Genomic DNA, 23,224 nt, shown 5'->3' on the forward strand with positions numbered 1-23,224 from the left:
GCAGATCTGATTCCCAGAAAATCATACTCCGCCCGCAGCCCGAAGTGCGGTCGAGCTCATCGACGAGCGCGGTCCGTGAATGAAGGTCCAGGCGGGAGCTGCGTGATAGGCGAGGCGGCGTGCGTCGTCCTCGTCGATGCGCGCCTGGTCGAAGGTCTTGGCCATGCGCGAGGAGAGGTAGGCGAGCGTCGAACCCGGCCGGTCGATGACGGCGATCGGGAAGGTGCGGGCGATCTTCTGCCAGTTCTGCCAGCGGTGAAAGTTCTTCAGGTTATCGGCGCCCATGATCCAGACGAAGCGAATGTCGCGATTGCGGGCGCGCACGATCTCCAGCGTGCGGGCCGTATAGCTCTGCCCGAGCGCCTGTTCGAAGGCCGTCACCTTGATGCGCGGGTTGCGCGCGATCGTTTCGCTCATGGCGATGCGGTCGGCGAGCGGCGCCAGGTCGTTGTGGTCCTTGAGCGGGTTGCCGGGCGTCACCATCCACCAGAGTTGGTCGAGCCCGAGCCGCTGGATGGCCGTATCGGCCACCAGCACATGGCCCTGATGCGGCGGGTTGAAGGATCCACCGAAGAGGCCGACCACCATGCCGCTTTCGACATGGGGCATGCGCAGGTAGCGGGCGTTCACCTTGCCCGCCGTCACCTCAGGGCCTGACCTGTCCAGCACCGCGCACCCGATACTTGAAGGATGTCAACTGCTCGACGCCGACGGGGCCGCGCGCATGCATCTTGCCGGTGGCAATGCCGATCTCGCCGCCCATGCCGAACTCGCCGCCATCGGCAAACTGCGTCGAGGCGTTGTGCAGCAGGATCGCGGAATCGATCTCCGAGAAGAAACGGTCGACCACCGCAGGATCCTCGGCGATCACCGCTTCCGTATGCGCCGAAGACCAGGTGCAGATGTGTTCGATGGCGCCGGAAATGCCGTCGACCAGCTTCACGGAGATGATGGCGTCGAGATACTCCGTCGCCCAGTCCTCATCGGTTGCGGTCTTCAGTCCGTCGACAGACCCTGCGAGTTCATCCGACACCCGCACTTCGCAGCCGGCCGCAAGCAGGGCGCTCAGCAGCGGCTTGACCAGCCGCTCGGCGTCGTTGCGGTCGATCAGCAGCGTTTCGGCCGCGCCGCAGATGCCGGTGCGACGCATCTTGGCGTTGACGACGATCTTTTCCGCCATGGCAAGGTCGGCCGAGGCGTCGACATAGATGTGGCAGAGCCCCTCGAGATGGGCGAAGACCGGCACGCGCGCCTCGTTCTGGACGCGGGCGACGAGGCTCTTGCCGCCGCGCGGTACGATGACGTCGATCGCGCCAGCGAGACCCGAGAGCATGGCGCCGACCGCGGCGCGATCGGCGACCGGCACCATCTGGATGGCGTGTTCGGGTAGGCCGGCGGCCTTCAGCCCTTCGACCAGGCAGGCGTGAATCGCGCTTGAGGAATGGAAGCTGTCGGAGCCGCCGCGCAGGATCACGGCATTGCCCGCCTTGAGGCAGAGCGCGCCGGCGTCGGCGGTTACGTTCGGCCGGCTTTCATAGATGACGCCGATGACGCCGAGCGGCGTGCGCACGCGCTCGATATGCAAGCCGTTCGGCCGGTCCCATTCGGCGATCACGTCGCCGACCGGATCCTTGAACTCGGCAATCGCGCGAATGCCGTTCGCCATGTCGCGGATGCGGCCTTCGGTGAGCGTCAGGCGGTCGATGAAGGCACTGGCGACGCCGGTCTTGCGGGCGTTTTCGAGGTCGATCGCATTGGCGGCGAGGATCTCGTCCTTGCGCGCAAGGATGGCGTCGGCCATGGCGATCAAGGCGGCGTGCTTGCGTTCGGCGCTGGCGACGGCAAGCGGACGGCTGGCGGCCTTGGCTCGGCGGCCGATCTCCAGCATGACGCTTTCGACGTCGTCCTTGTTCTTCACCTCGTCAAGCATGGACCTCATCCTTCCGGCTGCCCTCGTCTTGGGCGCGTTTTCCGGTCATCACCATATCATCGCGGTGCACCATGGCGGCGCGGCCGGCATAGCCGAGGATCGCGGCGATCTCGGCCGATTTCTTGCCGGCGATCTGGCGAGCCTCGTCGGCGTCGTAGCCGGCGAGGCCGCGGGCGATCTCGCGGCCCGATACGCCAAGAATGGCGATCGTGTCGCCGCGGCTGAAGCTGCCGGTGACGTTGCGGACACCGGCCGGCAGCAGGCTCTTGCCCGAGCGCAGCGCCTCTTCGGCGCCGGCGTCGACGCTGAGCGTTCCGGCCGGCAGCAATTGCCCGGCGATCCAGGTCTTGCGCGCGGTCACCGGCGAACCCGATGGGGCAAACCAGGAGGAGCGGGCGCCTTCCTCGATCGCGGCGAGCGGATGGTTCGGCTTGCCGGAAGCGATGATCATGGCGCAGCCCGCGGTCGTCGCGATCTTGCCGGCATCGATCTTGGTGCGCATGCCGCCGCGTGAAAGCTCGGAGGCCGCACCGCCGGCCATCGCTTCGATTTCGGGCGTGATCTCGGCGATCGTTTCCAGGAAGCGGGCGTTCGGGTCGAGATGCGGCGGGGCGGTGTAGAGCCCGTCGATATCGGAGAGCAGCACCAGCAGGTCGGCGCCGACCATGGTGGCGACGCGGGCGGCGAGGCGATCATTGTCGCCATAGCGGATTTCCGTGGTTGCCACGGTGTCGTTCTCGTTGATGATCGGCACGGCACCGAGCTTCAGCAACTGGTTGATCGTTGCGCGGGCATTGAGATAGCGGCGGCGCTCCTCGGTATCGCCGAGGGTCAGCAGCACCTGGCCGGCAACGATGGCGTCGGTCGAAAGGCTCTCCGACCAGGCGCGGGCCAACGCGATCTGGCCGACGGCGGCCGCCGCCTGGCTTTCTTCCAGCTTCAGCGCGCCGGACGGCAGCTTGAGCACCGTGCGACCGAGCGCGATTGCGCCTGACGAAACGACCAGCACCTCGACGCCTTTGGCCTTGAGGCCGGCGATATCGGCGCACATCGCGTCGAGCCAGGATTTCTTCAGCCCTGTCGCGCGATCGACGAGGAGTGCCGAGCCAATCTTGATGACGACCCGGCGATACTTCAGGAGCGGCTTGCGGGTCTTGGTCATCTCAGACGTTCTCCTCGCCTGCCTTCGCAGCGACGATGACGCCACGAAGGGCCCTCAGCGCTTCGGTCATGCCCTTGCCGACGGCGGCGGAGAGCAAGAGCGGCGGCGAGCCGCAGGCCTTCGCCAGCGCCTTGCTCTTCGCCTTCAACTCGTCCTCGTCCAGCACGTCGATCTGCGACAGCGCCACGATCTGCGGCTTGTCCTCAAGGCCGCCGCCATAGGCTTCGAGCTCGTGTTTCACCGTCCTGTAGGCCTTGGCGACATCTTCTTCCTGGGCCGAAACCAGGTGCAGCAGCACGCGGGTGCGCTCGACATGGCCGAGGAAGCGGTCGCCGATGCCGACGCCTTCATGCGCCCCTTCGATCAGGCCCGGGATGTCGGCGATGATGAACTCGTTGCCGTCGATGGTGGCGACGCCGAGATTGGGATGCAGCGTCGTGAAGGGATAGTTGGCGATCTTCGGACGCGCGCGGGTGCAGGCGGCGAGGAAGGTCGACTTGCCGGCATTCGGCAGGCCGACGAGGCCGGCGTCGGCGATCAGCTTCAGCCGCAGCCAGAGGGTCTTCTCGTCGCCTTCGAGGCCCGGATTGGCCCAGTTCGGCGCCTGATTGGTGGACGACTTGAAATGCGCGTTGCCGAAGCCGCCATTGCCGCCGGCGGCTAGCCGGTAGCGCTGGCCCTCGGCCACCATGTCGACGATCAGGGTCTCGTTGTCTTCCTCGAAGATCTGCGTGCCGACCGGTACCTTCAGCGTCACGTCGTCGCCGCCGGCGCCGGTGCGGTTGCGGCCCATGCCATGCTGGCCGGTCTTGGCCTTGAAGTGCTGCTGGTAGCGGAAGTCGATCAGCGTGTTGAGACCGTTGACGGCCTCCACCCAGACGTCGCCGCCGCGACCGCCATCGCCGCCGTCCGGTCCGCCGAATTCGATGAACTTCTCGCGCCGGAACGAGACGGCGCCTGCGCCGCCGTCGCCGGAGCGGATATAGACTTTCGTTTCGTCGAGAAATTTCATTGGGCTGCCATCTGTTCGGTAAAGGTGCGCGGTCTTAGTTCATGGTGAGAGCGGGATGCGGGCGGAAAACCGCATACACTTTTCCTCATCCCGCTTTATTTTGCCGCCATCGATATAGGCGGTTTATTCGGAGGTCAAAGAATATCGTGCGGTTTGTCAGCTACAACATCCAATACGGCATCGGTCTCGACGGCCGCTTCGATCCCGAAAGGATCGCGGCCTCGATCGGGGACGCCGATATCATCGCGCTGCAGGAAGTGACGCGCGGCTTCCACCGCAACGATCACGTCGATCTCGTCGCTCGCTTCGGAAAGCTGTTCCCGGGTCATTTCGCGGTCTTTCACGCGCCTTGCGACATCGACATCGGCTCGGCGATCGAAGACGGGCGGGCCGTCAGCCGCCGCTTTCAATTCGGCAACATGATCCTGTCGCGCTGGCCGATCCTTTCGACGCGGCCGATCCCCCTGCCGCGCACCCGCACGATCAGCCCGATGAACCTGCAGCGCGGTGCGACCGAAGCGTTGATCGCGACGCCCGGCGGTCCGCTCCGGGTCTATTCCGTACATCTCGACCATGTGCTGCCGGCAGAGCGCATCGCCCAGATCCGCTATCTCAAGGACCGGCTGCTCGGCTATCCGCTCGAAGGCGGCGCAATCACCGGGGCGGCCGATTTCGGCCTGGCCGAGCCGCCGCATCCGGAAGACTTCGTCGTCATGGGCGATTTCAACATGGAGCCCGAGACGCCGGAATACAACACCATGGTCGGTTCGCGCGACGCCTACTACGGTCGCTCGCTGCGGCTCGAGAACCCGGTCGATGCGCTCGCCCATCTCGGTCGGCTGACGCCGGAAAGCTACAGCTGGATTCATCCCGAAAACCCCGAAAGACGCATGCATCTCGACTATTGTTTCCTGAGCGCCGGCCTTGTTTCGCGGCTGACGGACGCCTGGATTGACTATGACGCCAAGGGCTCCGACCACCTGCCTGTCGGCTTCACGCTCGCATGATAAATCCCCCGCGAAGTGAGCTTCGCGGGGGTGTCTTTCAATGTGGTCGACGCAGATCGGCAGCGGTCAGCCGCGTTTCGATATGCGCGACCATGGCATTGCGGGCGAGTGCGTAGACCTGGCTGCAGCCGGTGATCTGGAACCCGATCTTCTCCTGCACCTTCAGCGAGCTCGGATTGTCGGCAAAGACGCCCGAATGCAGCGTCGTTTCCGGCATGCGGCGGAAGAAGCGTTCGACCGCCGCATAGGTCGCTTCGGAGGCAAAGCCCTTGCCCCAGTAGAAACGGTTCAGCCAGTAGCCGACATGCCATTGGCCGTGCCGGAGCTCGATGCCGACGCAGCCGATATGCACGTCGTCGCCCGTGGTGACGGCGAAGGTCCAGTCGGGCGTCAGCCCCGAGGTCTGCGCGGTCAACCAGTCGAGCGCATCCTGCAGATCGTAAGGCGCCGGCACGCGCGCCAGCATGCGCGCCACCTGGAAATCGCCGAGCGACTGGGCGATCGCCTCGGCGTCATCTCGCCGGTGCGGGCGCAGGATGAGGCGCTTCGTCTCGATGACCGGGCAGGGGCCCGGACCGGGGCGGGCGACGAGCCGCTGGCGTTCGGAAACGAGCGCGTTCATCGCATGCCTCCCCAGCTTCTCAAGGAGACCCAGGTCTTGCGGTCGAGCCGGTACCACTCGACGGCGATCGAGCCGCCGAGCGCCAGGCTGCCGACCATGCCGCTGCCCTGGAACTGGAAGCCGCACTTCTGGATGACCCGGCGGGACGCCAGATTCATGACCCGGCAGCGCGCATCGATCTGGTCGATGTCGCGGGTGCGGAAGGCCATGTCGGTCAGGACCTGGGCGGCCTCGGTGGCAAAACCCTGGTTCCAGTAAGGCTCGCCCAGCCAGTAGCCGAGTTCCGCCGTCTTGCCGTCCGGATGCGGCTCGATACCGCAGCAACCGAGAAATGCGCCGTTGTCCGCCTTGGTAATCGCGTAGACGCACTTGCCAATCGTGCCGGCTTTCGCGCGTCGCACGAAGTCGGCGGCATCGGCCGTCGTGTACGGGTGCGGCATGCGCGAGACCATGGTCGCGACATTGGCATTGTTGGCAAGATGGGCAAGGGCGTCGATATCGTCTTCATGAGGGGCGCGCAGAACGAGCCTGGGTGACAACAATATCGGGCAATCGGTCCTTGACCGTTGGGGCCTCAGCCTCTGCTCGGGAGACCGGGATTGGTCTTCCCTCAACAACTCGGTTTGCATGGTTTCCTCCAGAAACGAAAAAGGGGAGTTGGGTCTTGCCCCATCTCCCCTTTTCAAGTCTGGCCTGGAACCATCAGGTGCGTCAGCCGGGTCGATGAGACGCCGGCTGTTTTAGAGCGCTACCGGCTTATTCCGCTGCTTCGGCTTTCGGCATTACAGACACGTACACGCGGCCATTGGCCTTCGTACGGAAGTCCACGTTGCCGGCCGTAAGTGCAAAAATCGTGTGGTCCTTACCGAGGCCGACATTGGCGCCCGGATGCCACTTCGTGCCGCGCTGGCGCACGATGATGTTGCCTGCAACGACGTTTTCGCCGCCGAACTTCTTCACGCCAAGGCGCTTGGACTCAGAATCGCGACCGTTACGCGACGAACCGCCAGCTTTTTTGTGTGCCATTGGTGTTCTCCTTTAAACCTTAGATCCAGGAACTCAGTTTGCAGCGGCTTCGGCGGCAGCTTCGGTCTTCTTCGAAGCCTTCTTCGCCTTGCCACCGGCAGCAGCGATGTCCAGGATGCGGACGGTCGTCTGGTGCTGGCGGTGACCGCGCGAGCGCTTGGAGTTCTGGCGGCGACGCTTCTTGAAGGCGATGACCTTCTTGGCGCGGCCCTGTTCCACAACTTCAGCGCTGACAACGGCGCCTTCGACAAACGGAGCACCGATGGTTGCATCGGCGCCGACGCCGACCATCAGGATCTCGGTGAATTCGATCTTGTCGCCTGCAACGCCTTCCAGCTTTTCGATGGTGAGGACGTCGTTGGCGGCCACGCGGTACTGCTTACCGCCGGTCTTGATGACTGCGAACATTCTTTATCCTTTCATGTTCGATCCGGCTCTTTGCCCAAGGACAAGGCCGTCTTTTTGTCAGTCGACAGGTAAAGTGGAGACTTATAGGTTTCCACCAGTGAAAGGGCGCAAATCACACCCGATGCGGAGCAGCCAGGCCACACCACTTCATTGCGCGGATTACGGGAATCGCGCGTGTGTGTCAAGGCGAAAGCAACAGGGCCGTTACATATTCTTCAAACAGGCACTTGCCAGCACCCGAATCTGCCGCTATGAACCCGACCGCGCTCACCGAGCGCCAACCAGTTATGCGGAGAGGTGGCAGAGTGGTTGAATGCACCGCACTCGAAATGCGGCATAGGTGCAAGCCTATCGGGGGTTCGAATCCCCCCCTCTCCGCCAGACTCTTCTTTTATCTCGCCACAGTATGATGTCACGGGGCAGCCCCACTTTGGGGGGGCGGTCTTGCACGACGTTTGATCCCCGGCCCCTCGCAAGGCCAAGGATCGGATCCGTCCTGCATCACTTCTTCGGTGATTTCTCCGCGGGCGTTGGAGCGGCCTGCAGGTCGCCGAGGAGCGACGAAATGGCGTTTTCGCCGTTGAAGCCGGCTTCCTTCAAGAGTTGATCGAGCACCGGTTTATTGGCCTGGTAGGCGAGCAATTGACCCGCCAGGCCGTCGCCGAGTCCGATTCCGTTGGTGGTGCCTTCGCCGCTGGCTCCGCGTCCCAGCAGGCCGCCGGTGTCGAAGATGCGGATGTCGGAGATCTTCTCGATCGGCTTGACCGCCTCGGCCAGCGCTTCGGGAATGATGCGGATGCGTTCGCGCAGGATTTCGAACTCGATGATCGCAGAACTCAGCTTGTTGCGGGCTTCGTTGAGCAGCGCTTCGCTTTCCGCTGCGGCCTTGCCGGTTTCGAGCACGCCCTTGGCCTTGATGATCGCGGCGTCGGCCTCGGCGGTGGCAAGCGTCTTGATCGCATCGGCCTGGTCGAGGGCCGCCTGCTTTTCGGCTTCGGCGCCGACGGTCACGGCCGTTGCTTCAGTTTCGGCATTCTTGCGCGCGTCGATGACGGCGATCTGGCGTTCACGTTCGGCGATTTCCACGGCCTTTGCGGTTTCTACCTTTTCTTCCGCGGCAATCGCCAGCGCACGGGCGGTTTCAGCCTTGGCCTTGGCTTCCGATTCCTCTCGGCTCTTGTTGGCGACGGCAATGGCGCTTTCCTGGGAAACGATCTGCAGGTCGCGCTTGGCTTCCGTGTCGCGCTGCTGCACGGCGCGGGTGGCATCGATGTTGGCGCTTTCACGCGCTTGCTTGGCGAGCGCTTCGCGTTCAGCGATCGCCTGTTCGGCGGCGATGCGGGCCTCTTCCTCGGCGCGCTTGGCCGCCTGTTCCTGCTGCGCGGTTTCGGCGCGCGTGGCGGCCGATTTGTTGGCGATGTCGCGTTCCTGGTTCAGTTCCGCCTCGCGCTTGGTGCGCTCGATGGTCAGCGATTGCTGACGGGCTTCCAGGTCTTTCTGAGCGATGGCGACTTCGGTGTCGCGCACGATCTCGTTGCGCTCTTTCTTGCGGCCCTCGGTGATGCGGGTCAGCGCCGCAAGACCATGGGCGTCGAAGAAGTTGTTGGCATTGAAATGCTTGATATCCGTCTGGTCGAGACGGGTGAGCGAAACGGATTCGAGTTCGAGACCGTTCGATTGCAGGTCGGCACCGACCGCCTCCTGCACCGCCTTGACGAAATCCATGCGCTGTTCCTGCAGCGCGTCGAGGCTCATGGTGGCGGCGACGGAGCGCAGACCGTCGACGAACTTCGCCTCGATCAGCACGCGCAACTGCTCCGCATCATTGGTGCGGTCGCCAAGCGTCTGGGCCGCAAGCGCGATCGAGGAGGCATCGGGCTTCACGCGGACATAGAATTCCGCGCCGATATCCACGCGCATACGATCCTTGGTGATCAGCGCGTCGCCCTCGCCGCGGCGAACCTCGAGGCGAAGCGTCTTCAGGTTGACGCGGGCGATCGAGTGGAAGATCGGAAGCACGATGGAGCCTCCGTCGAGGACCACCTTCTGGCCGCCGAGGCCGGTGCGCACATAGGCTTCGTCGCGGCTCGAGCGGGTATAGAGCGATGCAAGAACAAAGCCGATGCCGAGGATCAGGACAATGCCGATGCCGGCCGGCACCAAGAGTTCGTAAAACATGGTTGCTCCGTGAGGATGAAGGATCGGGGAGAATTAAGGATTGGGCGGCGTCAAAAGGTCTGACGGCGCGGATATCGCAATGAAAATGTCGGAAACGCGATCGACGACGAGGACCTGTGCGCCGATGGCGATCGGTTGCTCGTTACGGGCGGCCCGTGCGCGCAGCACATGCCAGTTGCCGTGGCGATCCTTCAGGCGGATGCGTCCCGGCAGGCCCTGGTCCAGCGGACCGACCGTGACTTCGCCGCTGCGGCCGACGAAATCGCCGAGATCGACGACATAGCTTTCGTCACGCGGGACGATCTTCGCCACCCACCGGCTCGACGTGCGGACGGCGGGGAACGAGAGCGCAAGCGCCGGCAGGGCTGCTGCAAGCGCCGGCAACGGCACCCACAAGGCTCCTGCCACCGCCTGAATGACAAAACCGGTCATAGCGAAGAGGCCGAGGAAAAGCATCAGCAGAACAAGCAGCGGCACGCCACCGACATTGAACCAGGACATCAGGCCGCCCAGCGCGTTGTGGTCGTCCAGCCAGGCCTTGTCGATCGCCTCGCCCAGCGAAAAACCGAGCAGCAGGCAGAGGATCTCTATGCCGGTGAAGGCGGTCAGCATCACCGCTGCAATCGCGAATGGCAGGGATTCTGGAGCGAGGAAGAACTGCATGGGCGTCAGTGCTGCTTTGCCTTGAACTCAGCCAAGCGCGCCTCGATGGCCCTGTCGCGATGCAGGCGGTCGAGCTCGTCCAGTACGGCACTGTTGCTGTGTTCTCCGCCCGGAACGCCCGTTGCGCGGGAGACGGCGGCGGCGGCACGGGCGGCACCTTCCACGGGGCTCGCTTTTGCCAGGCCGGGCGCTTTGCTCTCGGGGAACTGGGCGATGCTGCGCTTGAGATCGGCAAGCCGCGCTTCGGCTTCGCGGCGGGTGGCAAGCACCGCCTGCAGCGCCTGCTGGCCCTCTTCGAGATCGGTGCGGGCGCCGGCCAGAGCCTTGTCCAGCGCGGCAAGTTGCGATTCCAGATCGATCTGGCGCGCGACACCGGCCTTGGCAAGGTCCTCGCGGGCGGCGGAGATCGCGGTCCGGATTTTTTCGTCCAGTTTCTCGAGATCGGCGCCGATTTCGTCGCGGCGGCTGAGGATGCGATATTCCTCGGCGCGCGCCTGGCCGATATCGACCCGAGCCTCTTCGGCGGCCGCGTCGATTTCGCGGAGCGCCTGTTCGACGATCACGATCTTGTTGCTGCCTTCCGCCTTGTCGATGGCGGCATTGGCGAGGCCTGCGATCAAGCGGCCCATGCGGGAGAGGATGCCTTCATTCGTCATCGTTTTCTTCTCCGTTCGGTCGGAATGCGTGGTGACGCCGATGTGGATCTGGTAGCCGCCGTTTTGTGCAGCGAGCTGGGCGGCGAAGATATTCAAGGTGCCGGGCGAATAGCCGGCGACATCGTATGGGATCGCGACGCGACCGCGCACGGTGGCAACGGTCAGGTCCGACGGGCCCTTGAGCGTAAAAAGCTTGTCGTCCAGAGGCAGCCTGTCGGCGCTGGCCACCTGTCCCCGGTTCGCCGCGAAATCGCGCAGGCCCAGCGTGACCATCCGCGCCGGAAGCCCCGTGCGCTCCCGGACTGTTTCGTAAGCAAGCTCGTGCAGCGTTACGAGATTGGCCCCCGCCTTTTGACCAGCGAGTTCATTGAGCATTGCCAGCATGTTGGCGTAAGCAACGAAGGTTTCCTCCAGAGCGTGCCTGGCCTCCTCGTCAGGCGCGAGATCGTAACACAAGATCGACGTGTGGTTGCTCTGAGCCATAAACAATTACATAAAGCACCGCTTTTGTGCTTTCAAGGATCAGCTCAGTTTTAGGTTGCAATTTTCTTACGTTGAACGCGACTACGGTTTCAGCGCTTGCAAAGCGGGACGGAACCAGCAGAGGCGGGTGACATCGGAAGCGCGAAAATCGCCCGGCGAAATCAATCCCCCTTGTTGTCCCGCAACCAAATCTCCAGCGCCGCAATCACCGACAGCCGCAGGCTTGCGCCCTTGGACAAGGCGTGGGTGAGGGACATGTCGTCGCCTGCGAAACCCATCTCGGCCATGATGTCGTTCGCGCGCATCCGGCGGCGGTTCATGACGGTGCGGATTTCGGCGATCGCTTCGGGAAGCAGGTAGCGGCCGCTGGCGATGGCGGAGGGCTGGTGCGCTGCGCGTGGCGGATCGATTTCAACCGGTGTCGTGGCCAGTTTCACGGCGTCGTTGCTGCTCAGCCAGTTCAGGAAAGCCTCGCGTTCGGCGGGGCTTGCCTTGGTCCAGGAATTCTTGAGCTTGTCGAGACGGGTGCGCTCGTCCTTGAGCCCGGCCGCGACGAGCGCCTTGCGCAGCGACGGGATGCGGCCGGAGAGCAGGTCCGCATGGATCTCAGGGAAATCGAGCTTCAGGCGCTGCATGTCACCGGTTTCGTCGCGCTTGGTTTTCTTCGACATGCTCATTCCCGCGTCGTTCGTCCAGGCCGTTTCAGCGGAAACGTCCCGTCTCCGCAGCCGTGTAAATAAGGCGAAGGGGCGCTTTCGCGTTTCTGGCGCAGCGGCGCGGATCAAGCAGCGTGCCTGAGCCGAGCTGATCTCGTCCAAGCCTCCGCCGCGCTCCGCGCTTCTGCGCGACATGCTCTAGCGTGGTCGATCGCCCGGCGCGAGCGAAATAGCCCACTATCCTCTGTCCTTTGCGGACCATTGCCGATAGAACCGGGATCGAAGCGGTGCTGCGGCGCGATATCCGATCGGTATGTTCGCTCGACGCCTTGACGTCATGCATCCAGCTTTACGCAAGTCCCTTCGCCTATCGTCACCTCAATGGCCGGGATGTGACACGGCGAATGAAGGACAATGATATGTCAAAGGATATCGAACATTACCGCGACCCATCCGATTCGATGGTCGCCCTCTATCTCGCCAACAACGACGGCGACGAACTCACCGATGCCCTGGTTGCCGCGCTTGAAGACGCGTTCCGAATTCTGCGCGACGAGATCTCCGGCGAGACGATGCACTGAAGCGGTGACGCATCCGGAAGCGTCAGCGCCAAGCGGCGTAGGCGTGCTTCGGTGGGCTCGCATTGACCACAGCGGATAAGGGGTTGTAGGGGTCCGCTTGGGTAAGCCCCCCTTGCTAACGGATGCGCTGGCTCAGGCCACCGGCCAAGCCAGGCTGCTCACAGGCCGGGGCGCCGTTGCATAGCGATCGCCTGCCACGTCAGTTATTCCGCAGCAGCGCCTCCACCGAAAGCGCGGCCGTCAGCACGGCCGCATCCGTTCCATTCTGCCCCACCAGCATCATGCCGGCCGGGCGCAAGAGGCCCGGCATCGGCAGCGTGATGGCGTTCAGGTCGAACTGGTTGGCGATCTGGCAATTGCGCAGCAACAGATCCTCCACGCGGTTGTATTCCGCCCGGTCCGCTTCGACGCTTGCGATCGGCACGGCGGCGATCGGCGTCGTCGGCAGCGCGATGAGATCGTAGGGCGAAAGCCGCTCGTCCATTGCGGCGGCGAGCCCGCGCCGCGTTTCCAGCAAGGCGGCGATGGCCGCATCGGGTACGGTGAGACGGCGCCGAAGCGGGAGCTTGACCCTGTCGTCGACGGGGGCCGCGGCGTCATTCAGCCAGCCGGCATGGATGCGGCTTGCCTCCATGCCGGCGATCGAGCCGATCCTGGTTGCTTCGCCGAGCTTCTCGATCAGGTCCTCTAGCGTGAAGTCGACGATTTCGGCGCCGGCCTTGGCCAACCGGTCGAGGCTTGCCGAGAAAGCATCGGCGATTTCGGGCGAGAGGTCTTCGAGCAGCCTTCCCCGGGGAAGGCCGATGCGAAGCCCTGCAATCGGGCGGGCGACGGGCGGTTTCGGTTGCTCGCCGGCGATCACGGCGTCAGCCATCGCGCAATCGGCAACCGTTCGCGCAAGCGGCCCGAGCGAATCGAGGACGGGCGACAGCGGAAAGGCGCCGGCGAGCGGGATGCGGCTGGCGGTCGGCTTGAAGCCGACGATGCCGTTCAGTGCCGCAGGGATGCGTATGGAGCCGCCGGTGTCGGAACCGATGGCGATGTCGCAGGTGCCTTCGGCAGCCGAAACCCCGGCGCCGGAAGATGAGCCGCCGGGGATGAGGCTCTCGTTGGTGGCGTTGCCGGGCACCGGGTAGTGCGGATTGAGGCCGACCGCGGTGAAGGCGAACTCGGTCATGTGGGTCTTGCCGATGATCACGGCACCGGCAGCGCGCAGTCGCTGGACGACGAGGGCATCTTTCTCGGCCGGGACCGCATTGCGGCGGATGATGGAGCCGGCAAGCGTCGGTTCGCCCGCAATGTCGAACAGGTCCTTGATCGAAACGATCTTGCCGTCGAGCGGACCAAGGCTCGCGCCGTCCCGTCGGCGTCGGTCGGAGGCATCGGCTTCCGCGCGGGCATTTTCCGCACAGAGGCGTACGAAGGCTTTTTCTTCGCGCCGGCGATCGTTGAGCCGGCTCAGGATCTGTTCCAGGCGGTCGCGGGCGGGAGCGTTGGCGAAGTGAGACACGATGATGACCTGTCGATTTGGTGTCGCGGCGCGGCGGCGTGAGGCGGGATCGTTGCCCGGATTCGCAGTGCGGTCAGGCGTTCTTCTTTGATAGCAGCATTGGCGGCGAAAGCCATTGCTGCGATGCCGATGAGATGGTCTCGACCTTCACCGAACTGTCGCCAAATCGTTCAAATAGTTTCATGCGGCTGTTACGTCGCTGACATCGGCATGACCAAAGGTCCGGCACGCGCGGTCGCGCTGCCGAATCGGAGGTCTGTTTGGCCGATATCCTCAAGACGCTTTCCCGGCGTTCTTTCCTGCTTTCCGCCGGTGCCGCGGGGTTCGTCGCCTCATCCGGCCTTGCAACACCCTTCTATGCCAGAGGCTACGGCCGACCGGAGTTCATTCACGGCGTGCAATCGGGCGATGTCGATACATCCTCCGGCATGATCTGGACACGAGTGGATCGACCGTCGCGCGTGTCGGTCGAATATTCGACGACCGAGAGCTTCGCCAATTCGGTTCGGCTTGCCGATCTCACGGCGACGCCCCAAACCGATTGCGCGGTCAAGTGTTCGCTCGACGGGCTGCTGCCGGACCAGGATATCTTCTACCGTTTCACCGCCACCGATCTTTATGATGTCAATCGTGTCTCCGAGCCGGTGGTCGGCCAGTTTCGCACCGCCCCTTTGCGCAAGCGCTCGGTCCGGTTTGTCTGGTCCGGCGATACCGCGGGCCAGGGCTGGGGCATCGACGATATCGGTATGAAGACTTATTCGACCATGCGGCTGCACGAGCCGGATTTCTTCATTCATTCCGGCGATACGATCTATGCCGACAATCCCATCCCCGACGAGGTCCCGCTTCGCGATGGCGGCGTCTGGAAGAACCGGGTGGTCACGCATGAGAAGCGCGACGTGGCGCGCACGCTGGAAGAATATCGCGGCCAATGGAAATACAACCTGCTCGACGAGCATGTCCGGCAGCTGAATGCCGTCTGCCCCACCTTCTATCAGTGGGATGACCATGAGGTCCTGAACAACTGGTCGGCCTCGACCGATCTTCGCGACGATCCGCGCTATCCGGAAAAGGATGTCGCCGTCTATGCCGAGCGGGCGGCGCGGGCGTTCAACGAAATGACGCCGATCCGCACGCCGGCGACGCAGCCCGGACGCATCTTCCGCAAGGTCGGTTACGGGCCGCTGCTCGACGTGTTCTTCGTCGATCTCAGGTCCTATCGCGGCGCCAACCAGGGCGAGGGCGGCGGCGCGCTGTTCGGCTGGCGGCAGGCGGACTGGCTGAAGCGCGAACTTGCCGCCTCGCGCGCGGTCTGGAAGGTGATCGCCTGCGACATGCCTGTTGGACTCGTCGTCTGGGACGATTATGCCAACAGGCGCGGTTCGGACGCGATCGCCAATGGCGACAATGGTGCGCCTCAGGGACGTGAGCGCGAATTCGCCGATCTCCTCACCTTCATCCGCGACAATGGCATCAACAACCTCGTCTGGCTGACGGCGGACGTGCACTACACCGCCGCGCATCGCTACGATCCCGAACGCGCTGCCTTCAAGGACTTCACGCCCTTCTGGGAGTTCGTGTCGGGGCCGCTTCATTCCGGCACCTATGGGCCGAAGGAACTCGACATGACCTTCGGGCCGGAGGTCCGCTTCATCAAGGCGTCCGGCGGCGGCATCGACAGCAACCTGCCGCCATCGGCCGGTCTGCAGTTCTTCGGCATCGTCGATATCAACGGCCAGACGGAGCAGATGACGGTCCGTTTGATGGACCGGCAGGACCAGGAACTCTGGCGGGTGACGCTCGATCCGGCCGCGATTGCATGACGAATCTGGTCCGGGTCGGCCACTTCCCAAACCCTGTTTGCGAGACCCCCGGCGGGTGCAAACCCATGGCCTACCGGCATTTGAACGCGGCGCTCGTGCGCGCGCCCCCTTTCGCAATCGCAAAAAAACCTGTATGAGCGCGACCATTGAAAAAGCGGCGTGGCCCATCGGGGCTTGCCCTGAACCTCCGAGACGAAAAATGAGCATTCGTAACATCGCGATTATCGCGCACGTCGACCATGGGAAAACGACCCTTGTTGACGAGCTCCTGAAGCAGTCGGGCTCGTTCCGCGAAAACCAGCGCGTTGCCGAACGCGTCATGGACTCGAACGACCTCGAAAAAGAGCGCGGTATCACCATTCTTGCCAAGGCGACTTCGGTCGAATGGAAGGGAACCCGCATCAACATCGTCGACACCCCCGGCCACGCCGACTTCGGCGGTGAAGTCGAGCGCATCCTGTCGATGGTGGACGGCGCCATCGTTCTCGTCGACGCTTCCGAAGGCCCGATGCCGCAGACGAAGTTCGTCGTCGGCAAGGCGCTGAAGGTCGGCCTGAAGCCGATTGTCGCGATCAACAAGATCGACCGTCCGGACGGCCGCCACGAGGAAGTCATCAACGAGGTCTTCGACCTCTTCGCCAATCTCGACGCCTCCGACGAGCAGCTCGACTTCCCGATCCTCTACGGTTCGGGTCGCGATGGCTGGATGAACGTCGCTCCCGAAGGTCCGAAGGACCAGGGCATGGCGCCGCTACTCGATCTCGTCCTGAAGCACGTGCCGGAGCCGACGGTTGCCGACGGCCCGTTCCGCATGATCGGAACGATCCTCGAAGCCAACCCCTTCCTCGGCCGCATCATCACCGGCCGCGTTCACTCGGGCTCGGTCAAGCCGAACCAGGCCGTCAAGGTCCTCGGTCAGGACGGCAAGCTGCTCGAATCCGGCCGTATCTCGAAGATTCTTGCCTTCCGCGGCATCGAGCGTCAGCCGATCGAAGAGGCCCAGGCAGGCGACATCGTCGCGATTGCCGGCCTCACCAAGGGCACCGTCGCCGATACCTTCTGCGACCCGTCGGTCACCGAAGCACTGACCGCCCAGCCGATCGACCCGCCGACCGTCACCATGTCCTTCATCGTCAACGATAGTCCGCTTGCCGGCACCGAAGGCGACAAGGTCACGAGCCGCGTCATCCGTGACCGCCTGTTCAAGGAAGCGGAAGGCAACGTCGCGCTGAAGATCGAAGAATCGTCCGAGAAGGATTCGTTCTTCGTCTCCGGCCGCGGCGAATTGCAGCTCGCGGTCCTGATCGAGACCATGCGCCGCGAAGGCTTCGAACTGGCCGTGTCGCGTCCGCGCGTCGTCATGCACAAGGACGACAACGGCCAGCTGCTCGAGCCGATCGAAGAAGTGGTCATCGACGTCGACGAAGAGCATTCCGGCGTCGTCGTGCAGAAGATGTCGGAGCGCAAGGCCGAAATGGTCGAGCTGCGTCCGTCCGGCGGTAACCGCGTCCGCCTGGTGTTCTTCGCGCCGACCCGCGGCCTCATCGGCTACCAGTCGGAACTTCTGACCGACACCCGCGGCACGGCGATCATGAACCGCCTGTTCCACGACTACCAGCCTTACAAGGGTGAGATCGGCGGCCGCGTGAACGGCGTTCTCCTGTCGAACGACGCCGGCGAATCGGTTGCCTACGCGATGTTCAACCTGGAAGACCGCGGCCCGATGATCATCGACGCCGGCGAGAAGGTCTATGCCGGCATGATCATCGGCATCCACACCCGCGACAATGATCTGGAAGTGAACGTGCTGAAGGGCAAGAAGCTCACCAACATGCGCGCCGCCGGCAAGGACGAAGCCGTTCGCCTGACGCCGCCGATCCGCATGACGCTCGAGCGCGCGCTCTCCTGGATCCAGGACGATGAACTCGTCGAAGTGACGCCGAAGTCGATCCGCCTGCGCAAGCTGCATCTCGACCCGAACGAGCGCAAGCGCTTCGAAAAGGCCCGCACCGCCGGCGCTGCGTAAAGGAAGAATGCCCCTCATCCGCCTGCCGGCACCTTCTCCCCGCAGACGGGGAGAAGGGAAATGCCGCGCTCGCTCAAGTCCCCTCTCCCCGCTTGCGGGGACAGGGCCAGGGTGAGGGGCAGTCCCATGCTGCGACTTCGTCGACTATGAAACCCCGGAGCGATCCGGGGTTTTTTGCTGTGTGTGCCACGGATGGGCGACTTGCGGATAAAGTTAAAAAGGCGTTAACCTTCCACAGGGAGCCGTTAAAGTTGCCTGTGGGTTAACGCTGGCCGGCAACCGGGCGGGATTCCTGTTCGCCCTGTGTGCGTTTAGAGTCGCGAGTCATGAAGACTGTTTCGATCGAGGTCCGGCCTGGAGAGCCGCAGGAAGCGGCGGCGATTGCCGACGTGCACCGCGTTTCGTGGTTGCAGGCCTATGGCGGTCTCATTCCCCATCGTCCACTGGTTCAGATGGTCAACCGCCGCGATGAAGTGTGGTGGCGCAAAGCGACGCGCGGGCCGGCGACGCTGCTCGTCGTTGACGTTGCCGGAACCATTGCCGGCTATGCAACGCTCGGCCTCAGCCGCGCCAAGGCGCTGCCGCAGGAAGGCGAGATCTACGAGATCTATCTCAGGCCGGAATATCAGGGCATTGGTCTCGGACGCATCCTCTTCGGCGAAGCCAAGAGCCTGTTGCGTTCGCTCGGTTGCCGCGGCCTCGTCGTCTGGTGCCTCGAGGACAGCGAACACGCCTACCAGTTTTTCCAGGGCGCCGGCGGCACCGATATCGCCGAAGGCATGGAAGACTTCGGCGACAAGCACCTGAAGAAGGTCGGCTTCGTCTGGAACTGATCCGCTCCGCCCTGCGGACAACCCCCTGAAATCGAGGGCTTATTCCGGCAGCTGATTGTTGGGCTCGGCCGCCTTGTCGCCGCGCGTGCCGTGATAGCTGGCCTTGTCGATGCCGCAGCGGAAGGTCGGCGCCACTTCGTCGGCGATCTTGCGGGCAAGGGCGTTCGGATCGGGATTGGCAAGCGCATCGACATAGTCGGCGACACAACCCTTGCCGTCATCCTTCTGCGCGACCTTGGAGACGACGAGGACCTGGCCCTGAAGCGCGGGGACCGAGGCGCCCGAGGCGTCCGTGTTCTCGATAAACCAGCGCAAGATCGTCGCGACCGGGGTGCCGCCCCTGGCAATCCGCCACTCCACCGTCGTGCCGGTATGGTTGAACGGGATGAAGCTCTCGAAGGCATCGTCAGCATAGCGCTGGTTCAGGTGGCCGAAGGAGACGCTCTGGCGGATGTCGGCTTCCTTGAACCGAACAGGGTAATCGGCGTGCCCGGGGCAGGTCATCAGCACATACATGCCTTCCTCTTCCGCGATCGTCTTGCACTTGTCGCGGCCGATGTCGATGTAGACGCTCTCATTGGCCATCACTGATCCGGCGGACAACAAGACCAGCGCCACGGCTGCAACCTTTCCGTTCATCGTCATCTCCCTCGAACGAGATTTGGGCGCTCTTGCAAGACGTTTCGCGAAGACAAAACGAGCGGTTGAATCTGCGCTACGGACGAAAGTTATGTTGCATCGCGGCATGTTTCCCTTTATCCGACGGGCACACTTCTCAACCGACCCTGGAGTAGTCCATGCGCATCGACGCGATTTCCATCGGAAAGAATCCACCAGAAGATGTCAACGTCATCGTTGAAGTTCCCGTCGGCGGCCATCCGATCAAGTACGAGATGGACAAGGAAGCCGGCACGCTGGTCGTCGACCGCTTCCTCTACACGCCGATGACCTATCCGGGCAATTACGGCTTCGTGCCGCATACGCTCTCGGACGACGGCGACCCGATCGACGTTCTGATCTGCAACACCCGTCCGCTGGTTCCCGGCTGCGTCATCAACGTCCGCCCGATCGGCGTGATGATGATGGAAGACAATTCCGGCCAGGATGAAAAGATCATCGCCGTGCCGTCGTCGCACCTGACCAAGCGTTACGACAAGGTTGTCGAATACACCGACCTGCCGGAAATCACGCTCAAGCAGATCGAGCATTTCTTCGAGCACTACAAGGATCTGGAGCCCGGCAAGTGGGTGAAGATCTTCGGCTGGAAGGATGCTTCCACCGCCAGGCAGCTGATCAAGGAAGCCGTCGAGCGCGCCAAGGGCGCCAAGTAAGCTTCGAGCGGCGCAGTTCCGGACGGAAGACCGCTTCAGAGTTTTCCTGGAACTGCGCTACCGACCGACAAGTTCTGCAAGTCGTCTGAATATGTCCTCCGGGTCGCCATCGATCCGGAGGATTTTTTTACGCTGCGTATCGCCTGAAATGAGGGAGAGCTTGCTCTTGGCAAGGCCGAGCTTCTTCGCGAGAAGGGCAATCAGCGCCTGGTTGGCCTTGCCTTTCTCCGGAACCGCGCTGACGCGCACTTTCAGATGTTCTTCTCCGTCGGCGGCCGCTTCCAGGCCATCAATGGCATCGCGACCGCCGTTCGGCGTCAAGCGTACCGTCAGGCGAACGTGGTCGCCATGCGCGGTGAAGGCCGGGTTGGCCATCGTCAGCCAAGCAGCGCCTGTGCGATCGTCGTGTTCAGGAAGAGCTGGATGAAATAGAGGATCACCAGCACCACCAGGGGCGACAGGTCCACGCCGCCCATGTCGGGCAGCACACGGCGGATCGGGCGATAGAGCGGCTCGGTCAGCTGGTAGAGCGAGCGGCCGATCATGTTGATCGCCTGATTGTTCACGTTGATGACGTTGAACGCGTAGAGCCAGGAAAAGATGGCCGACGCGATGACCAGAAACCACGCGATGTTGATGATGAAGTTCAAGGTGCCGATAACAGCAAGCATGCCGGTCTCCAAATCGTTATTGACAGACATGTAGACATTGAGACCTAAACGAGCAAGTACGCCGGTTTATCGGGCGCGATCATGTTTAACGTGAGAACGCGTGATAACCGACCCTCAGCAGGAGTCTCTTCCGCATGTCCGCCGTTCATGCCTCGCATCGTTTTGCCGCCTTTCGGCATGTCGGCTATCGCCGTTATTTCTTCTCGCGGTTCCTGGCTTATTTCGCCATCCAGATCATCTCGGTCGCCGTCGGTTGGCAGATCTATGATCTCACCCGCGATCCCTTCGATCTCGGCCTGATCGGCCTCTTCCAGTTTCTGCCGTCCCTGGTGCTGATCCTCGTTACCGGCGCAGCTGCGGACCGCTACAACCGGCGCATGATCATGGGGATCTGCATGGTCGTCAGCACGCTCTGCGCGACGGCATTGCTGTTGCTGACCATATCCGGCTTGTTTTCACCTTGGCCGGTCTATGCGGTCCTGATCGTCTTCGGCATCGAACGCGCCTTCCTGGCGCCCGCGTCGCAGTCGCTGGCGCCCAACCTCGTGCCGCCCGAAGATCTGCCCAATGCGATTGCCTGGAATTCCACGTCCTGGCAAACGGCGATGATCGTCGGTCCGGTTGCCGGCGGCCTGATCTATGCGCTCGGCGCCGTTGCGCCCTATGCCGTCGGCGTCTGCTTCTTTCTGGCCTCGGCGCTGATGGTTTTCGCGATCCCGAAACCGGCAGCGCGCACGCAAGCCGCGGCCCAGAGCTGGGAGACGATCACCGCAGGTTTCCGCTATATCAAGGCGGAGAAGGTGGTCCTCGGCGCGATATCGCTCGATCTCTTCGCCGTGCTGCTCGGCGGTGCGGTCGCGCTGATGCCGGTCTTTGCCCGCGACATTCTCGATCTCGGTCCCTGGGGTCTCGGCCTCCTGCGCGCCGCTCCCGGCATCGGTGCCGTCAGCATGGCGGTCTGGCTGGCGGCGCACCCGATCCGCCACCGCGCCGGCTTCTACATGTTCACCGGGGTGGCGCTCTTCGGCCTCGGCACCGTTGTCTTCGGTCTTTCGGCGACGCCCTGGATCTCGATCGCCGCGCTCGTCGTCATGGGCGCTGCCGACATGATCTCGGTCTATGTGCGTGAGATCCTGATCATGCTCTGGACGCCGGACGAGCTGCGCGGCCGGGTCAACGCCGTCAACATGGTCTTCATCGGTGCGTCCAACGAGCTCGGCGAATTCCGCGCCGGCATGATGGCATCCGGCTTCGGCGCCGTCTTCGCGGTGGTCTTCGGCGGCATAGGAACGTTGCTCGTGTCCGGGCTCTGGGCGCTCGGTTTCCCGCAATTGCGCAGGATCGACACGCTGGACGTGCCCGATCACCACAAGTAGCGGGCACACGACGCAAGGGTCAGGCCGCTTAAGCTTTTGTCGAATTTGATTTCGGCCGCTCGTCGCGCAGGAAGATCAGTTCCAGGAAGTTTTCCATCCAGGTGCGCAGCGGCCCGTCGTGCTGCATGCGGCCGTCGAGATGCGCCTTGCCCACCTGGGCGCCCGGCATCTCGAAGCGGTGGGCGCCGTGCACCACCCATCGGTGCATCATGGCGCGGGTCAGTTCGCCGTGGAACTGAATGCCCCAGGCATTGTCGCCATAGCGGAACGCCTGGTTGGGATAGGTATCGCCGGTCGCCAGCAGTTCGGCGCCGGCGGGCAGGTCGAAACCTTCGCGGTGGAAATGGTAGACCATGGCCGGCCAGTCCATCAGCGCCTTGCCGGCTTCGGTCGCGATAAGCGGATACCAGCCGATCTCGGTCATGCCTTCATGATGCGGCGCCACGGAGCCACCGAGATTGCGCGCCAGCATCTGGGCGCCGAGGCAGATGCCGAGATAGGGCTTGTTCTCCTTGAGCGGCACGGACAGCCAGTCGATCTCGCGGCGAACGAATTCTTCCTCGTCATTGGCGCTCATCGGGCCGCCGAAAATGATCGTGCCGCTATGATGTTGCAGTGTCGGCGGCAGGTCATCGCCGAGCGCCGGCCGACGGATGTCGAGCCGAAAGCCCTTCTGCTCCAGGATCTGGCCGACACGGCCGGCGCTCGAACGCTCCTGATGCAGGATGATCAGGATCGGCTTTCGGGCGCTGGTGTCCGGCATCGGCATTTCAGTTTTCCTGTTGCGGCTCGGCTTCTTCGACGGCGTCGCTTCTCGCCGCAGCCACCTGTCGCTGCAGCACCCGATCGCGACCGGAGACGCCGAGCAGATCGGCGATCCGCCAGATCACGTGGTCTTCCATCTCGCTGCGCTCGCCGTCGGCATAGACGATATCCCAGAGCATGCCGACGAGTTCGATCCGCTGTTCTTCCGAGAGGTGGCGCTTGATCTCGGCGGTGAACTGGTAGAAGTCGATCGCCTCGCTTTCCGCAGTCTCCCCCGCTTCGATCAGCGCGGCAAGCGAGGCATCGTCGAGCTTGTAGTGTTTCTTGATGACTGACCGCATCTTGCGCCGTTCGGACGCAAGGATCCGGCCATCGGCTTCCATCACCTGGAAACAGAGGGCGATGACGGCCACGCGCGGATCGCCATGCTCTATCCGCGTCGCCGGGCCGGTCAGGCCGTCGAGAAACGTTCGTAAGCGTTCAAGCATATATTTCGCCACAACCC

Annotated in this window: 25 protein-coding genes and 1 tRNA gene; 8 read left to right on the forward strand and 18 right to left on the reverse strand. The window is 63.4% G+C overall.

The annotated features are described in order from the left end of the window. Window positions 1–21: 21 nt before the first annotated feature. From AC0C6X_RS08510 to obgE, 4 genes are read right to left on the reverse strand one after another with little or no spacing between them, the layout of a single operon-like run. A complete protein-coding gene (locus tag AC0C6X_RS08510) occupies window positions 22–609 on the reverse strand; it encodes a nicotinate-nucleotide adenylyltransferase (protein ID WP_173518197.1) in 588 nt (195 codons plus the stop codon). Window positions 610–646: 37 nt separating this feature from the next. Further along, on the reverse strand, window positions 647–1,930 hold the full coding sequence (locus AC0C6X_RS08515) for a glutamate-5-semialdehyde dehydrogenase (protein WP_472952554.1): 1,284 nt from the start codon (window positions 1,928–1,930) through the stop codon (window positions 647–649). Further along, on the reverse strand, window positions 1,923–3,092 hold the full coding sequence (gene proB, locus AC0C6X_RS08520) for a glutamate 5-kinase (protein WP_173517788.1): 1,170 nt from the start codon (window positions 3,090–3,092) through the stop codon (window positions 1,923–1,925). The genes AC0C6X_RS08515 and proB overlap by 8 nt, the downstream gene beginning before the upstream one ends. 1 nt (window position 3,093) lies before the next feature. Beyond that, window positions 3,094–4,104, reverse strand: a complete 1,011-nt coding sequence (gene obgE, locus AC0C6X_RS08525; RefSeq protein WP_472952557.1) for a GTPase ObgE — start codon at window positions 4,102–4,104, stop codon at window positions 3,094–3,096. A 146-nt stretch (window positions 4,105–4,250) separates the two neighbouring features. Here obgE and AC0C6X_RS08530 point away from each other — a divergent pair, with 146 nt between their 5' ends. Then, window positions 4,251–5,111: an endonuclease/exonuclease/phosphatase family protein gene (locus AC0C6X_RS08530; RefSeq protein ID WP_173517786.1), complete on the forward strand. Its 861-nt coding sequence runs from the start codon at window positions 4,251–4,253 to the stop codon at window positions 5,109–5,111. A gap of 37 nt (window positions 5,112–5,148) precedes the next feature. On the opposite strand, the gene AC0C6X_RS08535 is transcribed toward AC0C6X_RS08530, so the two are convergent. From AC0C6X_RS08535 to rplU, 4 genes are all read right to left on the reverse strand, one after another. Continuing rightward, complete coding sequence (locus tag AC0C6X_RS08535; RefSeq protein WP_472952559.1) at window positions 5,149–5,733, reverse strand: GNAT family N-acetyltransferase; 585 nt, start codon at window positions 5,731–5,733, stop codon at window positions 5,149–5,151. After that, a complete protein-coding gene (locus AC0C6X_RS08540; protein ID WP_173517784.1) occupies window positions 5,730–6,362 on the reverse strand; it encodes a GNAT family N-acetyltransferase in 633 nt (210 codons plus the stop codon). The genes AC0C6X_RS08535 and AC0C6X_RS08540 overlap by 4 nt, the downstream gene beginning before the upstream one ends. A 127-nt stretch (window positions 6,363–6,489) precedes the next feature. Continuing rightward, window positions 6,490–6,759: a 50S ribosomal protein L27 gene (gene rpmA, locus AC0C6X_RS08545; protein WP_037470908.1), complete on the reverse strand. Its 270-nt coding sequence runs from the start codon at window positions 6,757–6,759 to the stop codon at window positions 6,490–6,492. 33 nt (window positions 6,760–6,792) lie between these two features. Continuing rightward, entirely contained in the window at window positions 6,793–7,167 is a 375-nt protein-coding gene (gene rplU, locus AC0C6X_RS08550; protein ID WP_057254969.1) for a 50S ribosomal protein L21, read from the reverse strand. Window positions 7,168–7,458: 291 nt separating this feature from the next. Between rplU and AC0C6X_RS08555 the strand changes: the two genes are divergently transcribed. Continuing rightward, window positions 7,459–7,548 (forward strand) — tRNA-Ser (locus AC0C6X_RS08555). 120 nt (window positions 7,549–7,668) lie between these two features. Here the strand turns inward: AC0C6X_RS08555 and AC0C6X_RS08560 are convergent. From AC0C6X_RS08560 to AC0C6X_RS08575, 4 genes are all read right to left on the reverse strand, one after another. Further along, a complete protein-coding gene (locus AC0C6X_RS08560) occupies window positions 7,669–9,345 on the reverse strand; it encodes a flotillin family protein (RefSeq protein ID WP_173517783.1) in 1,677 nt (558 codons plus the stop codon). A gap of 33 nt (window positions 9,346–9,378) precedes the next feature. Continuing rightward, window positions 9,379–10,008: an OB-fold-containig protein gene (locus AC0C6X_RS08565; protein ID WP_173517782.1), complete on the reverse strand. Its 630-nt coding sequence runs from the start codon at window positions 10,006–10,008 to the stop codon at window positions 9,379–9,381. A gap of 5 nt (window positions 10,009–10,013) precedes the next feature. Beyond that, window positions 10,014–11,147: a PspA/IM30 family protein gene (locus tag AC0C6X_RS08570; protein WP_173517781.1), complete on the reverse strand. Its 1,134-nt coding sequence runs from the start codon at window positions 11,145–11,147 to the stop codon at window positions 10,014–10,016. Window positions 11,148–11,308: 161 nt separating this feature from the next. Then, complete coding sequence (locus AC0C6X_RS08575) at window positions 11,309–11,818, reverse strand: hypothetical protein (RefSeq protein ID WP_173518196.1); 510 nt, start codon at window positions 11,816–11,818, stop codon at window positions 11,309–11,311. Window positions 11,819–12,222: 404 nt separating this feature from the next. Between AC0C6X_RS08575 and AC0C6X_RS08580 the strand changes: the two genes are divergently transcribed. Then, window positions 12,223–12,384, forward strand: coding sequence for a hypothetical protein (locus AC0C6X_RS08580; protein ID WP_173517780.1), 162 nt, complete (start codon window positions 12,223–12,225; stop codon window positions 12,382–12,384). Window positions 12,385–12,583: 199 nt separating this feature from the next. Here the strand turns inward: AC0C6X_RS08580 and AC0C6X_RS08585 are convergent, their stop codons facing one another. Beyond that, complete coding sequence (locus tag AC0C6X_RS08585; RefSeq protein ID WP_173517779.1) at window positions 12,584–13,894, reverse strand: amidase; 1,311 nt, start codon at window positions 13,892–13,894, stop codon at window positions 12,584–12,586. Between the two features lie 260 nt (window positions 13,895–14,154). Between AC0C6X_RS08585 and AC0C6X_RS08590 the strand changes: the two genes are divergently transcribed. From AC0C6X_RS08590 to AC0C6X_RS08600, 3 genes are all read left to right on the forward strand, one after another. Continuing rightward, the gene (locus tag AC0C6X_RS08590; RefSeq protein WP_173517778.1) at window positions 14,155–15,717 is read left to right on the forward strand and encodes an alkaline phosphatase D family protein; all 1,563 of its coding nucleotides are present in this window, start codon (window positions 14,155–14,157) and stop codon (window positions 15,715–15,717) included. Between the two features lie 199 nt (window positions 15,718–15,916). Continuing rightward, window positions 15,917–17,743: a translational GTPase TypA gene (typA, locus tag AC0C6X_RS08595; protein ID WP_173517777.1), complete on the forward strand. Its 1,827-nt coding sequence runs from the start codon at window positions 15,917–15,919 to the stop codon at window positions 17,741–17,743. 326 nt (window positions 17,744–18,069) lie between these two features. After that, complete coding sequence (locus AC0C6X_RS08600; protein ID WP_173517776.1) at window positions 18,070–18,576, forward strand: GNAT family N-acetyltransferase; 507 nt, start codon at window positions 18,070–18,072, stop codon at window positions 18,574–18,576. 39 nt (window positions 18,577–18,615) lie between these two features. Here AC0C6X_RS08600 and AC0C6X_RS08605 read toward each other — a convergent pair whose 3' ends face one another. Next, on the reverse strand, window positions 18,616–19,215 hold the full coding sequence (locus AC0C6X_RS08605; protein ID WP_472952565.1) for a hypothetical protein: 600 nt from the start codon (window positions 19,213–19,215) through the stop codon (window positions 18,616–18,618). Window positions 19,216–19,373: 158 nt separating this feature from the next. Between AC0C6X_RS08605 and ppa the strand changes: the two genes are divergently transcribed. Further along, entirely contained in the window at window positions 19,374–19,907 is a 534-nt protein-coding gene (ppa, locus tag AC0C6X_RS08610) for an inorganic diphosphatase (RefSeq protein ID WP_173517774.1), read from the forward strand. A 57-nt stretch (window positions 19,908–19,964) separates the two neighbouring features. Here ppa and AC0C6X_RS08615 read toward each other — a convergent pair whose 3' ends face one another. Continuing rightward, window positions 19,965–20,282, reverse strand: a complete 318-nt coding sequence (locus AC0C6X_RS08615; protein WP_247959439.1) for a DUF167 domain-containing protein — start codon at window positions 20,280–20,282, stop codon at window positions 19,965–19,967. A 2-nt stretch (window positions 20,283–20,284) separates the two neighbouring features. Beyond that, window positions 20,285–20,578: a YggT family protein gene (locus AC0C6X_RS08620; protein WP_113535285.1), complete on the reverse strand. Its 294-nt coding sequence runs from the start codon at window positions 20,576–20,578 to the stop codon at window positions 20,285–20,287. A gap of 134 nt (window positions 20,579–20,712) precedes the next feature. On the opposite strand from AC0C6X_RS08620, the gene AC0C6X_RS08625 reads away from it, so the two are divergent. Continuing rightward, window positions 20,713–21,954, forward strand: coding sequence for an MFS transporter (locus AC0C6X_RS08625; protein WP_472952567.1), 1,242 nt, complete (start codon window positions 20,713–20,715; stop codon window positions 21,952–21,954). Window positions 21,955–21,982: 28 nt separating this feature from the next. Here AC0C6X_RS08625 and AC0C6X_RS08630 read toward each other — a convergent pair whose 3' ends face one another. Both AC0C6X_RS08630 and AC0C6X_RS08635 read right to left on the reverse strand, forming a co-directional pair. Beyond that, a complete protein-coding gene (locus AC0C6X_RS08630; RefSeq protein ID WP_472952568.1) occupies window positions 21,983–22,723 on the reverse strand; it encodes a glutamine amidotransferase in 741 nt (246 codons plus the stop codon). Between the two features lies 1 nt (window position 22,724). Then, window positions 22,725–23,207 (reverse strand): tellurite resistance TerB family protein, encoded by a 483-nt coding sequence (locus AC0C6X_RS08635; protein ID WP_472952569.1) that lies wholly within the window; start codon window positions 23,205–23,207, stop codon window positions 22,725–22,727. Between the last annotated feature and the right edge of the window lie 17 nt (window positions 23,208–23,224).

The organism is Ensifer sp. VA4, assembly GCF_055710065.1.